This is a genomic window from Aquimarina litoralis, assembly GCF_019295435.1.
Lineage (GTDB): Bacteria > Bacteroidota > Bacteroidia > Flavobacteriales > Flavobacteriaceae > Aquimarina > Aquimarina litoralis_A.
Genome location: NZ_WEKL01000049.1, coordinates 1 through 14,883 on the forward strand (window position 1 = coordinate 1; position 14,883 = coordinate 14,883).

General features: G+C 31.8%; 12 protein-coding genes. 4 read left to right on the forward strand and 8 right to left on the reverse strand.

Going from position 1 to position 14,883, the window contains the following annotated elements:
- The 8 genes from GBO31_RS19625 to GBO31_RS19660 all read right to left on the reverse strand — a co-directional run.
- Positions 1–887: FG-GAP repeat domain-containing protein (locus GBO31_RS19625; protein WP_219010173.1), on the reverse strand; the 887-nt coding region annotated here is incomplete at its 3' end.
- Between the two features lie 203 nt (positions 888–1,090).
- Complete coding sequence (locus GBO31_RS19630; RefSeq protein ID WP_219010174.1) at positions 1,091–3,316, reverse strand: NADP-dependent isocitrate dehydrogenase; 2,226 nt, start codon at positions 3,314–3,316, stop codon at positions 1,091–1,093.
- A 949-nt stretch (positions 3,317–4,265) separates the two neighbouring features.
- On the reverse strand, positions 4,266–4,616 hold the full coding sequence (gene rplS, locus GBO31_RS19635) for a 50S ribosomal protein L19 (RefSeq protein WP_219010175.1): 351 nt from the start codon (positions 4,614–4,616) through the stop codon (positions 4,266–4,268).
- A gap of 172 nt (positions 4,617–4,788) precedes the next feature.
- Positions 4,789–6,558, reverse strand: a complete 1,770-nt coding sequence (locus GBO31_RS19640; RefSeq protein WP_219010176.1) for a YARHG domain-containing protein — start codon at positions 6,556–6,558, stop codon at positions 4,789–4,791.
- Between the two features lie 95 nt (positions 6,559–6,653).
- Positions 6,654–7,331 carry a tRNA (guanosine(37)-N1)-methyltransferase TrmD gene (trmD, locus tag GBO31_RS19645; RefSeq protein WP_219010177.1) on the reverse strand — a complete coding sequence of 226 codons (678 nt, stop codon included), beginning with the start codon at positions 7,329–7,331 and terminating at the stop codon, positions 6,654–6,656.
- Positions 7,332–7,390: 59 nt separating this feature from the next.
- Complete coding sequence (locus GBO31_RS19650; protein ID WP_246615924.1) at positions 7,391–8,008, reverse strand: tRNA (guanine-N1)-methyltransferase; 618 nt, start codon at positions 8,006–8,008, stop codon at positions 7,391–7,393.
- A 364-nt stretch (positions 8,009–8,372) separates the two neighbouring features.
- Positions 8,373–9,821 (reverse strand): glyceraldehyde-3-phosphate dehydrogenase, encoded by a 1,449-nt coding sequence (locus tag GBO31_RS19655; protein WP_219010178.1) that lies wholly within the window; start codon positions 9,819–9,821, stop codon positions 8,373–8,375.
- A 135-nt stretch (positions 9,822–9,956) separates the two neighbouring features.
- Positions 9,957–11,378 carry a trypsin-like peptidase domain-containing protein gene (locus GBO31_RS19660; RefSeq protein WP_219010179.1) on the reverse strand — a complete coding sequence of 474 codons (1,422 nt, stop codon included), beginning with the start codon at positions 11,376–11,378 and terminating at the stop codon, positions 9,957–9,959.
- Positions 11,379–11,545: 167 nt separating this feature from the next.
- Between GBO31_RS19660 and dapF the strand changes: the two genes are divergently transcribed.
- From dapF to GBO31_RS19680, 4 genes are all read left to right on the forward strand, one after another.
- Complete coding sequence (dapF, locus tag GBO31_RS19665) at positions 11,546–12,331, forward strand: diaminopimelate epimerase (protein WP_219010180.1); 786 nt, start codon at positions 11,546–11,548, stop codon at positions 12,329–12,331.
- Positions 12,325–12,852: a GNAT family N-acetyltransferase gene (locus tag GBO31_RS19670; protein ID WP_219010181.1), complete on the forward strand. Its 528-nt coding sequence runs from the start codon at positions 12,325–12,327 to the stop codon at positions 12,850–12,852. Before dapF ends, GBO31_RS19670 begins: the two co-directional genes overlap by 7 nt.
- The gene (mltG, locus tag GBO31_RS19675) at positions 12,842–13,885 is read left to right on the forward strand and encodes an endolytic transglycosylase MltG (RefSeq protein ID WP_219010182.1); all 1,044 of its coding nucleotides are present in this window, start codon (positions 12,842–12,844) and stop codon (positions 13,883–13,885) included. Before GBO31_RS19670 ends, mltG begins: the two co-directional genes overlap by 11 nt.
- Before the next feature lie 352 nt (positions 13,886–14,237).
- Complete coding sequence (locus GBO31_RS19680) at positions 14,238–14,882, forward strand: peptidoglycan-binding protein LysM (RefSeq protein ID WP_219010183.1); 645 nt, start codon at positions 14,238–14,240, stop codon at positions 14,880–14,882.
- Position 14,883 lies beyond the last annotated feature (1 nt).

A 14,883-nucleotide genomic window follows, 5' to 3' on the forward strand; every position in this document is an offset into this window, starting at 1 on the left:
ATATAAAAATGATCTTTGTCCAGATAATCATTTGCGATATAAAGATCAGTCCATCCATCTTTATTGATATCGGTTGGAGTTACACTTAAACCAAAGGTTCTATTAAGTAAACCGGCTTTTTCGGTAACATCTGAGAAGGTGCCATTGCCGTTATTTTTATATAACCGATCACTAACATTTTTATAGTTAGTATTCTTATATAAAATTGTATTACCTTCTTTGTTTTTAGCTGTTTTTATGTGTTGAGCATCAGCAAAATCTACGCGATGGTTTAGTAGGTACATATCCAGATCACCATCATTATCATAATCAAAAAAAGAAGCTTGGTTAGAAAAACTTTGATCATCTAGACCATATTCTGCTGCTTTATTTGTAAAAGTCAGATCTTGGTTGTTGATAAGTAAAATGTTTTCTCTTAGTTCAGGTTCCCCAGCCAAAGAACGACAAATATAAATATCCTTATAGCCATCTCCATTGATATCAACCATGGATACACCGGTGCTAAATCCCTGTTGTAATATACTTGCAGGTATTGAAATTTCTTGAAACTTTAGATCACCTTTGTTTAAGAACAGTTTTCCACCAAATAAATTTCCAGAAAGAAAAACATCTGGTAAGCCATCATTATTAATATCACCAACAGCGACACCACCACCGCCATAGATATATTCATAGGTGATAATATTAAATGTTTCATTTTCCTGAAGCTTGTTAATGAAATATAATCCGGTTTCTTTAGGATCTGTTAAGGTAAATAAGGGTTTTTCTTGTTTGATTTTTGTTTCTGTATTATCCTCAATAACATTTGTTTTCTTTTCAGTGCAAGAAACTAAGACTATTAAAAATATAGCACTAAAAAGTCTGAAGGATTTAGCAGGTGGTAACATGGGTTTTCTGGTCTATAAAAGTTTTGAAGTATATTAAAAGCTGGTATAACTTTCTTCTGTAAAACTACACAATTTTTATTTGAATAATTTTAAACCTTTATTGGTTTAAAAGGTTGTTTTGATAACGGTATAGGGCATGAAATTTTATAAAAAAACGCCATATAAAATTTTTATATGGCGTTTTTACTATGTTAAGATACATTTTATCCTATAATCTTATTTAGTGTTTCGCTAGGTCTCATTGCGTTCGCAACTTTAGTTACATCTGGCCAGTAATAGCCTCCCATATCTACGGTGCTTCCTTGAGCATCATTTAATTCTTGTATAATCTTAGCTTCATTATCACCTAATTCTTTGGCAATTGATATAAACTGTTGTTGTAACTCTTTATCTTTAGTCTGTTCAGATAATGCCTGCGCCCAATACATAGCAAGGTAAAAATGACTTCCGCGATTATCTAGTTCGTTCACTTTTCTAGACGGTGACTTTTTATTTTCCAAAAACTCTTCTGTCGCTTTGTCTAATGCTTCTGCTATAACAAGTGCTTTTTGGTTATCGTTAACTTCTGCTAAATGTTCTAAGGAAACTGCCAACGCTAAAAACTCTCCTAAAGAATCCCATCGTAAATGACCTTCTTGATTAAATTGTTGTACATGTTTAGGGGCAGATCCTCCAGCACCTGTTTCAAACAATCCACCACCATTCATTAATGGTACAATAGAAAGCATTTTTGCACTTGTTCCAAGTTCTAGGATAGGGAAGAGGTCGGTATTATAATCACGCAATACATTTCCTGTTACAGAAATTGTGTCTTTACCTTCTTTGATTCTTTCTAATGAGAATCGAGTAGCTTCTACAGGAGACATGATTCGGATATCTAATCCTTCAGTATTGTGCTCAGGAAGATATTTTTCAACTTTAGTTATTAAGCTTGCATCATGAGCTCTATCTTTATTCAACCAAAAGATAGCAGGTGTATTGGTTGCTCTTGCTCTACTAACAGCTAATTTTACCCAATCTTTAACCGGAGCATCTTTTGTTTGACACATTCTCCAGATATCTCCTTGTTCTACATCGTGTTCAATTAATACAGTACCCGAAGCGTCCACTACACGTACGGTTCCATTTTCTTTAATTTCGAATGTCTTATCATGAGAACCATATTCTTCAGCTTTTTTGGCCATTAACCCAACATTAGGAACTGTTCCCATAGTCGTAGGATCAAAAGCACCATTCTTTTTACAAAAATCTATAGTCTCTTGATAGATGCCAGCATAACTGCTATCTGGAATTACCGCTTTAGTGTCTTGTGTTTTTCCATCAGCATCCCACATTTGACCAGAGTTTCTAATCATTGCTGGCATGGAAGCATCAATAATTACATCACTAGGAACATGAAGATTGGTAATCCCTTGATCTGAATTTACCATTGCTAATTTAGGGCCATTTTCATAGCAAGCCTTAATATCTGCTTCTATTTCTGCTCTTTTTGTAGCGTCGGTTACTCTTTTTAATTTGTTTACAAGATCACCAAATCCGTTATTTACTTCTACACCAATTTCTTCTAATACTTCTCCGTGTTTTTCAAACACATCTTTAAAAAACACTTCTACAGCATGGCCAAAAATGATTGGATCGGACACCTTCATCATCGTGGCTTTCATATGAAGAGAAAATAGAACATTATTTTCTTTAGCATCTGCAACTTGCTCTTCTAAGAAAGAAATTAATGCTTTTTTGCTCATTACCGTAGCATCTATAATTTCGCCTTCTAGTAATGCAGTTTTTTCTTTTAAAATGTTAGTATTTCCATTGGTATCAACAAACTCGATTTTTACATCTCCAGCATTGCTAATGGTAACGGATTTTTCATTGGATCTAAAATCTCCACTAGACATGGTTGCTACATGCGTTTTGGAATCACTGCTCCAAGCACCCATTGAATGTGGATTTTTTCTTGCATATTGTTTTACAGGTTTAGGAGCTCTTCTGTCAGAATTTCCTTCTCGTAAAACAGGATTTACAGCACTACCTTTAATTTTATCATATCTTCCTTTAATATCCTTTTCTTCATCATTTTCTGGTTCTTCCGGATAATTAGGAATATTAAAACCTTGTAATTGTAATTCTGCAATAGCAGCTTTTAATTGAGGAACAGAAGCACTTATATTTGGAAGTTTAATAATGTTCGCCTCAGGTTTTAGTGCTAGTTCTCCTAGTTCTGCTAATGCATTAGCTTGTTTCTGCTTGTCAGAAAGGTTTTCTGGGAAAACTGCCAAAATTCTAGCCGCAAGTGATATATCTCTAGTTTCTACCGCAATATTGGCTGCTTTGGTAAATTTTTTTACAATTGGTAAAAAAGAATATGTAGCTAACGCAGGTGCTTCATCAGTTTTGGTGTATACAATTTTGGAGGATTCAATTCCCATATTTTTTAATTTTTAATAGAATATACTTGTTGCCTTTCGGTTCAATATCCTATGTGTATTATACGATCAGTTTAGGAAACGATTGGTTGTTTAACCTTTCATACTATGTATTACTAGAATACCTGTGTATAGTTTTGGTGATTCACAGTAATATTTTTCCGAGCGCGAAGATACAAATATAGGGAGGTAAATGCAACCTGATTACTGTTAGTTTTGAGTTAAAGAGCTTGAATTAAATATCTTTGAAAAAGAATAGGAGCAAAAAATGGTACTCGTAAAAAAAGAACATAATTTTAAGAATAGTTCTAAAAAAATAAAAAGCCATATCATAATACGAATACCTTGATATGGCTTTTGTTCAGAAATAAGAATTTTGTTAGCTGTTTTACCCGCTATTAAATAATAACTTTCGTTGATTTATACCAAAAATCGTTATTTCTGTTTTTGAGTAGATTTAAATTTATGAAAGAAAATACGATACTTAATTTAAAAACTACTCGGATGACTATTTCGAATCACTATATATCTGTATTACTTATGTAATTTTCTGTTGTTCGAATAGTCTGATTCCACTTAAAATTAAAAAGGTGTCAAAACTTAATTTTTTCCTTTGAATTTCATGCTGAAATGATTTTAAAGTAGACCTTTAAATTGATTTCAATGATGTACTCAAAAAAATAACTTTCGTCTTATATTTATCCTAATCTTAAGATGGTTTATGTAAAATGTTCAAAGAACGAGTTTAGAAAAAATATAAAATAGGAATCCTTGTGTCATCACTATTAGCAATTATATTATTTCTTATTTTAAAGATACGTAAAATGAGTTTTGAATACAATCTATTGTATCTTTTTAGTTATCAACTGGTTATGAACCTAAGATGTTAACTTTTGTTCATAAAAAAAAGGTTGTCATTTGACAACCTTTTATATCGTAAAAGAAGTGTGATTTAGTTTCTTTTTTCTTTAATACGAGCTTTCTTACCTGTAAGCTCTCTAAAGTAAAAGATACGTGCTCTACGAACTTTTCCTCTTTTGWTCACTTCGATTTTTTGAAGTGCTGGTAAGTTTACTGGGAAAATACGCTCTACACCTACAGTTCCAGACATTTTTCTAATCGTAAATGTTTCACTGGCACCAGAACCTCTTCTTTGGATTACAACTCCTCTAAAAAACTGAGTACGAGTTTTGTTTCCTTCTTTAATTTCGTAATATACTGTGATTGTGTCACCTGCAGAAAACTCAGGCAATTCTTTTTTTGTAACAAATTCGTTCTGTACGAATTTTACTAAATCTTCCATGTTTGAAGTAGTTTACTTATGTTTTATCAAAACAACATACACGATTTTCGCCAGAGGTTATTTTAATCAGGGTGCAAAAATAAGTATTATTTAATAATCTGCAAGATTTTTGACCTTTTATTATAGAATGCATGATTAAATAAAAAATAGTATTGTATTGTAGATTAATTAGTTATTCTGAATTATTAGATTCATCGATTAGTTCTTCTTCTAAAGGAACATATATTAATTTATATTTATCAGAGTAAAACATTTTTTTATGTTCAGGAAAAGTAATCTTCATAAACATAACGTAAGTGCCAAACTTCATATCAGGATGAAAGATATCTATATATTCCAATTGTTTTTTTTCTGCATTCCAGTTCTGAATCTTGTAATTTCCATTAATTTCGTGTACAACACTATCATCATATAATAATCCGCTTTCTTCCTCAAGCAGAACAGGTTTTTCTTCATAAAGTTTTTGTTCATATCGTTTGTTTGTCATAGATATATATACATAACTTACCTCGTGTTTATCAGATAATAAGGTGTACTTCATATTGTTATACATATTTGGTACATGCAAATAATCTTCATTTTGATTTTTAATATATTCATGAGCATTTACTTCAATTCCATTATTTTTAGGGTACTCTTGTTGATATAATACTTTTAATTGGTTGAAATCATATTCGTTTTCTGAATCTGTAATTAAAGAATCATTTACGATTTTATTCATTTCTTGTTCTGTAGGAGTTTGTGGGGAGTGTACATCATACACTGTTCGATATTTATAAATATCTTCTTGTGATATGCTTGAAGTATCGTTTTTTATATAATACTCCCAAACAATATACCATTCACTATCATTTTTAAGTGATTCAATTTCAAAAGAAGAAAGATTGTCTCTAAATTCAGATTTACTCCTTTTCTTACCTGTATTATAGTATTTATCTACAAAAGTTGTATTACGATCTAAATCTCCTTCATTACGGATAAATAATTCCTCGCTTACGATTCCATTTATATAATAATCTCGAAACCGTTCTTGCTTGTGATACAAATTGAAATATCCAATTCTACTTGGTTGTCTTTGTTCTTTGTTAAAAGATATGAATGAGCTATTTATAAGGATTTGTTTTTTTTGATTGGAGCCTTGATAAAGTTGATAGTTTTTTTCGGTTTTAGTTACTATAGATTTTATCATGCCATTACCATAATACTCGATAGTATCTATAATAGGGAAATTCGTGTTAGATTTTAATTGTTCGTAATATTGAATGTAAGCAATTTCAGCTTTTTCTTCATCAGAAAAAATGATTTGTTTTGAATTTGTTACCGTTGGCGAGTACCATTTTTGGGTACTGAAATAATCTCTTAATCGATCTTCTTTAAAAATATATCCTTTTTGAGCATAATATTCATTACGCATTAGGAATAATTCTTCTGAAGAACATTCCATGAGAGATTTATCAGAATGCAACGAAGGATTTGGCAGTATTGTATTTTGATTTGGTTCTTGTTGAGTAAGGTTTTTATGTACAGAATAGGGATTCATTTCATAATCAACAATTGTCCCATTATTATAAAAAATATAGTTTTCTCCATCAAAAGTGAAATGATCTTCTGCATTAAGAAAAAAAGTAATGTCTCTATGCATATATAGTGGGGACATGGTGGTGTATGATAATTTGACTACAGATTCATCAGAATCTAGTACCTGAATTAATTCATATGTTACCTCTGGAATATATATGCCATTTTCTATAAGAGAGAAATTAAATTTGTCAATATTACTTTTAGTCATTCTAAAATTTCCTTCATTTCGAATGAAACATGTGGTTGTGATATTGGGATAGTTTTCGAAATTTAATTGATCAGGAAATATCCTAAAAAAAGGTTCTGCGTGTATTCCGAAAGCGATTAATAGAAAAAAACACACTAAAGTTATTCTTTGCATAGTAATACTGTTAAAGGATTACCACAAAGATTAGGGAAATCATAAAGATTGTGTACCCTGTTTCTAGGGAAAATCAATATGAGAAAAAGTGTTTTTTAATTATCAAGCAAATCAGGCCTTCTTTGTTTTGTTCTTTGATAGGCTTGCTCTTCTCTCCAGGCTTCAATTTTTGGAAAATTACCAGAAGTAAGTACTTCAGGAACTTTCCACCCTTTATAATCTGCAGGTCTTGTATAAATAGGAGGCGCTAATAAGTCATCCTGAAAAGAATCAGTTAGGGCAGAGGTTTCATTTCCTAGAACTCCCGGAATTAGTCTAATAACTGCATCACAGAGAATGAGTGCACCTAATTCTCCTCCCGATAATACATAATCTCCAACTGATATTTCTTTTGTGATGAAATGATCTCGAACTCTTTGGTCTACACCTTTATAATGTCCACATAGAATAATAAGATTTCCTTTAAGCGATAGTTGATTTGCAATTCCTTGGTTTAAAGTTTCTCCATCAGGAGTCATATATATGATTTCATCATAGACTCTTTCTGATTTTAATTTAGAAATACATTTATCGATAGGCTCTACCATCATTACCATACCAGCTCCTCCGCCAAATTGATAATCATCTACTTGTTTGTAGTTATTAGAGGTGTAGTCTCTAAGGTTATGCAGATGTACTTCTACCAATCCTTTTTCTATAGATCGCTTCATGATAGAAGCTTCGAAAGGACTTTTTAGAATGTCAGGAACAACAGTAATAATATCTATTCGCATCTCTTGTAATTAATATGTGCAAAGATGCAAAACTATCTGATAAAATCTAGAAAATTCAATTACTTCGCACCAGTTTTGCGTTGTTTGTTAATTTCATCCTGAAGTTTACGCATCACTTTTTGTTCTCTTTCTAATGCTCTGCGCCTATGATCTTCGAATTCTGCTTCAGTTTCTGCTAATGCTTTTTTTGCTTGGATAGTTACTGAATTACTATTCTTAAACTTGAAGATAAAGAATGCTAATAAGGCGAGTAAGCCACCAACTATAGTCCACATCATCGTTTTATAGCTTCCTTTGGTAAATGACATACCAATGAATGTCATATTATCTTTTTCTTCAGTAACTGCAGATAAATCACCATTAGTCTTTGCCAAAGAAGCTTCTAAATTAGAGATAGAGGTTTGCTGTTCTACAATTTTTTGATTGGAACTATTTAGTTTTGATTCTAATGTTTTTATGGAATCAAGGGTATTGCCTTTTAGTTTATCCAACCAAACTCGTTTTACTACCTTATATTCCTGGTATTTCCCAGATTTTTTGATAACAACATCAAACTGAGTTTTAACATTTCCTGTTTTAAGAGCTTGCTCTGCAGTTAACTCTTCTTCTTGTGCCTGAATAGTTTCAAAGAGGGGAAATAAAGCTATGAAAACGAATAGGTACTTTGATAATTTCATGTGTGAATTTTAGTTATTTTAATGGTTGATTGAAGTCTGTGATATCTTAGATAAATTTATCTTACTTGCTAAATGAAATATCTTTTGAGTAAACAGATTTCATTCTTTTACGTTAGTCTTTAATAAATTCTAACGGTAATAAATATACGATATTGTAAGGGATTTAAAAGATTTAAATCTGCTATATTTAAATATGAGTCATGGTATTTTGAATTTGAAAAAAATAATGAACACTTCATGAGAATTTGATGATTCTTTGTTGCTTGAAATAAAGAGTCTTACGGATGTGTAGAATGCTACCAAATAAAAAAGTCGTTATACAATGATAACGACTTTTTTATTTTGTTATATACAATTATAAATTCTAGTAGTAGGTAAACCTTCTAACCTTTGCAATATATTTAGAAAGCCTTATTACTTGATGACTATATCCATACTCGTTGTCATACCATACGTATAATACAGCATCTTTTCCTTTTGAATCAACTATTGTAGCATTGCTATCATAAATTGATGGAGCAGATGAGCCAACAATATCACTAGAAACTAATTCGTTATCAAGAGAGTATTTGATTTGTTCAACTAAATTTCCTTCTAATGCATATTTTTTTATAATTGCATTCATACTTTCTTTAGTTGCATTTTTTTCCAAGTTAAGATTAAGGATTGCTAATGAACCATTAGGAACAGGAACTCTAATCGCATTAGAAGTTAATTTTCCTTCAAAACTTGGTAATGCTTTAGATACCGCTTTACCAGCACCAGTTTCAGTAATAACCATATTTAAAGCTGCCGCACGACCTCTTCTGTATTTTTTATGCATATTGTCTACCAAATTCTGATCATTTGTATATGCATGTATAGTCTCTAAGTGCCCGTTAACTACTCCAAAACTTTCATCAACAGCTTGAAGTATTGGTGTAATTGCATTGGTAGTACATGATGCTGCCGAAAAAATATTTACTTTGTCAGGATTATGTTCTTTATGATTAACTCCATGAACAATATTAGGAATACCTTTTCCAGGAGCAGTCAATAAAACTTTATCTATTCCTTTCGCAATTAGGTGTCTGCTTAACGCTTCTTTATCTCTAAAAGCACCGGTATTATCAATCAATAAAGCATTGTCAATTCCATAAGAAGTATAATCTACGTCTTCAGGATTGTTAGTGCTAATTATTTTTACTGTTGTACCATTAATGATTAAGGAGCTATTAGCGATATCTGTTTCTACTAAACCGGCAAATTCTCCATGTACAGAATCATTTCTTAATAAAGAAGCTCTTTTTTCTAAAATTTCTTCAGTTATAGAACCTCTAGTTACAATAGCTCTTAGACGAAGTTGACTTCCTTTACCTGTTATGGTCATAAGCTCTCTTGCCACCAATCTTCCAATTCTTCCAAAACCATAAAGAACAACATCTTTAGGAGATATGTTCTTAAATTTCTTAGCATCCTTAAGTTTGTTCATCACAAAGCTAGTCGCAGAGTCAAACTCATTTCCGGAAAGGTGATATTCATAGGTAAGTTTACCGATATCCAATTTTGCAGGTGGTAAATCCATTAGTTTGATTGCTTGTGCAATTTCAACTGAATCAAAAATCGATATTGGCTTTTGTACAAATTCACCGGCATATTCATGCAGATTTAGAATTTCACTAACATTTTTATCGATTAATTGATTTCGAAACAGTACCAATTCAATGGAATTATCATACCATAAATCACTTACAGTTTTAATAAATGCTACCGTAGCACGGCGTCTGTCTGCCTGAAAGGCAAGTTCTTTCTCATAAACTTCGTTAGAACTCATAGTTGTTGTGTTTTACAATCTTGAAATTTCGCGCAAAAGTATAAATTTCAAACGTTTTCGTAAAGCTTTTTTACATAAAAAAATCCCATTACTTTATATAAGCAATGGGATTAGTGGTTTTATATAGGGTCATTCTTAGTTTTGAAAAACAAATTCTCTCTTTTCTCCATCACGATCGATTAAGCTAATCGTAATATCTTCTTCAGGGTATTTGCTTTCAATAATTTGTTTTACTTGTAAAACGTTTTTTACTTTTTTATTATCGATTTCACTAATAATTAGACCTTCTAAATTATATCGTTGCATTCTAGGGCTTAATGCTTTACTAATGATTACTCCATGATCCAGATTAAATTTCTTAAGATAATCAGGATTTGGATTTGCTACTTCCACACCAACATCTTCAATATTATATCGTTGGATAACATATTTAGTTAGTGTAACAGGAACACTCAATTCTCTGTTTTCTCTCAATATTTTTACATTGATGACATCATTAGGACTTTTACTATTTACATATCCTGTTAAATCAGAGAACTTTTTGATTTTTAATCCATCTATTTCCTTAATTACATCACCTTCTTTGAGACCTGCTTTTTTAGCACCACTATCTTCTCCAACATTTGTAATTACTACACCTTGAGTTTCATTGAGGTCGTATTTTTCCATTACCTTTTTCGTAAGGTTGTCTCCATTTATACCAAGAATCCCTCTTTGGACATCTCCGAACTCTAAAATGTCTTCTACAATCTTTCGAGCGTTATTAGAAGGAACTGCAAATGCATACCCTACATAACTACCTGTCTGTGATGTGATAGCAGTATTTATTCCAATCAATTCTCCTCGAGTATTTACCAAAGCACCACCACTATTTCCTGGATTTATAGCAGCGTCTGTTTGAATAAATGATTGAAAATTACCATCATATTCATTTAAATCTCTTGACTTTGCACTAATAATTCCTGCAGTAACCGTAGATGTTAGATTGAATGGATTTCCAACAGCTAATACCCACTCTCCAATTTTAGCAGTGTTAGAATTCCCAAATGGAATGTATGATAATTTTTCATCGGTATCAATTTTAATAAGAGCTATATCAGACTGTGGAGCAGTTCCAATAATTTCAGCTTTATATGATTTATTGTTGTTTAAAGTTACTTCCAAATCTGTAGCTCCATCAATTACATGATTATTAGTAACAATATACCCATCTTCGGTAATGATTACTCCTGAACCTGCACCCTGAATTCTTCTTTCGGTAGAACCACCATTCCTAAAATATTCCATTAAGTTTCGTGGAGTCTTTGTGATACCATATTGTTTTACATGGACAACAGCATTTACCGTCTTTTCGGCTGCTAAGGTGAAATCAATACTAGCTGGTACTACCGTGCTAGAATTAGTAGAATTATAAGTTGTTGGAATTACCGTTGTTTTTGGAGTAGTTTCGTTTTTAGTGATCACTACGGGATCTGTTTCAAGAAACATTTTATAGGTCCCTAAGGTTATTACACCTGCTAAAATAGCTACAACCAATAAGCTCAAAAATCTTTTCATCTTCTTTTCTTTTTTCGTTTAATTTGACTAGTACTATTATTATAGACTGTTGATAACAATTAAAATTACAATTATAGTATGTTTTTTTTCGATATTTAACGGACTATTAACAGCGATTATATGATTACTTTCTTCGTACCTTTGTTGCTTACATTGGAATTAAATAAATGAACTTAACTTTTTACAAATATCAAGGTACAGGTAATGATTTTGTTATCATTGATAATAGAGAGTCTATCTTGTCCAAAAATGATACCAAATTATTTGCAAGACTTTGTGACAGAAAATTTGGGATAGGGGCAGATGGCCTTATGTTATTGGAACTTCCTCAAAACGAAGAAGATGATTTTACAATGGTATACTTTAATGCAGATGGGAATGAAAGTACGATGTGTGGAAATGGAGGGAGATGTCTTGTTGCTTTTGCTGCGTTTTTGGGGGTGATAAAAGATACAGCAACCTTTACAGCTATTGATGGTAAGCATATAGCAGAAATCAAGGATGAATTGGTATATCTTCAAATGCAAAATGTTTCAGCAATAGAGAAACATGATTCTCATTTGTTTTTAGATACAGGTTCTCCTCATCATGTTACTATGGTTGAAGACTTAGCTAAGTATGATGTATACAATGTAGGACAACAAATTAGAAATGGAGCTCCTTATTTTGATGCAGGTAGTAATGTTAATTTTGTTGAAAAAGAAAATGAAGATCTGTTTTCTGTAAGAACCTATGAAAGAGGAGTAGAGGATGAAACTTTGTCCTGTGGAACGGGAGTAACTGCAGTAGCATTATCCATGCACGCAACAAAAAAGACAAATAAAGAAGAAGTAAATATTAAAACTCCTGGAGGTCAATTAAGAGTTACTTTCCGAGAAACTAATTCGGGGTATGAAGATGTATTTCTTATTGGTCCCGCAGAGCAAGTTTTTAAAGGTGAAATTGTATGTTAACACTTCAAGGTGAACATATTTACTTAAGAGCATTAGAGCCTGAAGATCTCGATTTTGTTTATATCATTGAGAATGATGAGCGAATTTGGGAAATGAGTACCACTCAAACACCGTACTCTCGATTTTTGATCAAACAATATTTAGAAAATGCCCATCAAGATATATATGATGCTAAACAGCTAAGACTTCTGATAAGTACGAATGATGGAGCTTCTATTGGTTTGATAGATTTGTTTGATTTTAATCCAACTCATAATAGAGCAGGAGTGGGTATTCTAATTGCCGAACCTGAAAATCGTGGAAAAGGATATGGTAAAGAAGCATTAAGTCTCATAAAGAAATACGGAAAAACCCATCTTAGATTACATCAGCTTTATGCAAATATCGCGGATGATAACTTAGCAAGCATTCATTTGTTTGAAAAAGAAGGTTTTAAGAATGTTGGGGTTAAAAAAGAATGGAACCTTATAAATGGTGTTTATAAGGACGAATTATTATATCAATATATATATGTACATTAAAAGAATTTTATTATTTATCGCCTTGGTAGGTTTGTTAGTTGGTGGATGGTTTGCATATTATGTGTATCAAGCTGTCTTTACACCGAATACAAACTTCGAAACCGAGACTAAGACTATATTTATTTCTTCGGGAACTACCTTTCAAGAGTTAAGAAAAGAAATACATCCTTTATTAAAAGACCCTTATAGTTTTGATAGGATAGCAGCAAAAAAAGGATATACAGCCAAAGTAAAAGCTGGAAGATATATTATTAAAAAAGGTCTTAATAATAATGAACTTGTGGATCTATTGAGAAGCAAAAACATCCCAATTCAATTAACTTTTAATAATCAAGAACGTCTGGAAAATCTAGCTGGTAGAGTTGCGCAACAGATTGAAGCCGATAGTATATCGCTTGTTAAAGCTTTTAAGGATGAAAGTTTTATTGGTGAAAATGGTTTTACATTAGATAATGCCTTGGCGATGTATGTGCCAAATAAATATGAGTTTTTTTGGAATACCTCTGCAGAGCAGTTTAGAAATCGTATGTTGAAAGAATATAATCGCTTTTGGAATGATAAAAGAAAAGCTAAAGCTCAGAAAATCGGTTTGACCCAAAATGAAGTTGTTACGGTAGCTTCTATTGTTCAAAAGGAAACAGCTAAAGTAGATGAACGTCCAAGGGTTGCAGGAGTCTATATGAATCGATATAATAATGGATGGAAGCTGGATGCAGATCCAACGGTTATATATGCACTTAAAAAACATAGAAATGATTGGGATATTGTTATTAAAAGAGTATTGTTTAAAGATTTAGAGTTAGATAGTCCTTATAATACCTATAAATATAATTCCTTACCACCAGGACCTATTACTATGCCAGATATTTCTGCTGTGGATGCAGTTCTTAATTATGAAAAGCATGAATATTACTTCTTTGTAGCTAACGTTGAAAATTTTGGCTATCATAAATTTGCAAAGACTATTGCACAGCATAATAGAAATAAAAAACAGTACATCAATTGGATAAATAAACAAGGTGTAAAGAGGTGAAAAACTTAAACCATTTTGTAGGAAAATGAGCAGATTTTTTTTATTGAAATATCATGTTTTCGATTTTTTTATTAACAATATCGTTTGAAATGTTGTGAATATCCGATCAGAATGGATGTGTGATTTTTATCGATAAAAACCATTGGTTTGACGTTTAAGTGTCAATATTAAGAGTTTTTTTGGTTTTTCATGACTTTTTTTAACCCTTTTTTTAGTGTAAAACGCTGTTTATCAACGTTATAATAAATTTAACATTTGATATAAATACATTAAAAATAAAGTCGTATATTTGCACCGCAAAAATTTAAGTAGAGGGGAACGCTTTTTGAGTGTCTACTTAGAAATTTTTTATATGATAAAAAGGATAATTGGACTTTCTGTAATTCTTACAATCGGGGGAGTGGTTTTGGTAAGTTTTACACCAAAGGAACGCACGGATTTTAGCTCATATAGTACTGCAGGTTTAGATTTGTACTACATTGCACCGAACTTTAATGAGATAGAGGATAATGTAGATGATATTATAATTTATCCAGAATTAGGCAAATCTTATGTTGGATTTAAAGAGGCTGTAGCTTTTAAAGAATCTAGAGGAGATTATGGCGTTGTGAATCAATTTGGTTATATGGGTAAATATCAGTTCGGGATGGGTACCTTAGCATTGATTGGGATTAAAAATAAAAATCAATTTTTGAGTAATCCAGCGCTACAAGAAAAAGCGTTTTACGCAAATCTTTCCAGAAATAAGTGGATCTTACGTCGGGATCTTAAATGGTTTACAGGGAAACGAATAAACGGAATTGAAGTTACTGAATCTGGGGTGTTAGCTGCTGCTCATCTTGCTGGTCCTGGTGCTGTTAAAAAGTACCTTCGTAGTGGAGGAGTAAATGGTTTTGCTGACGCTTTTGGCACTACTATTCGTTACTACATGAAACGTTTTTCAGGTTTTGATACGTCTTTTGTTGTTCCTAATAGAAAAGCGAAAGTAGAGTTATAGT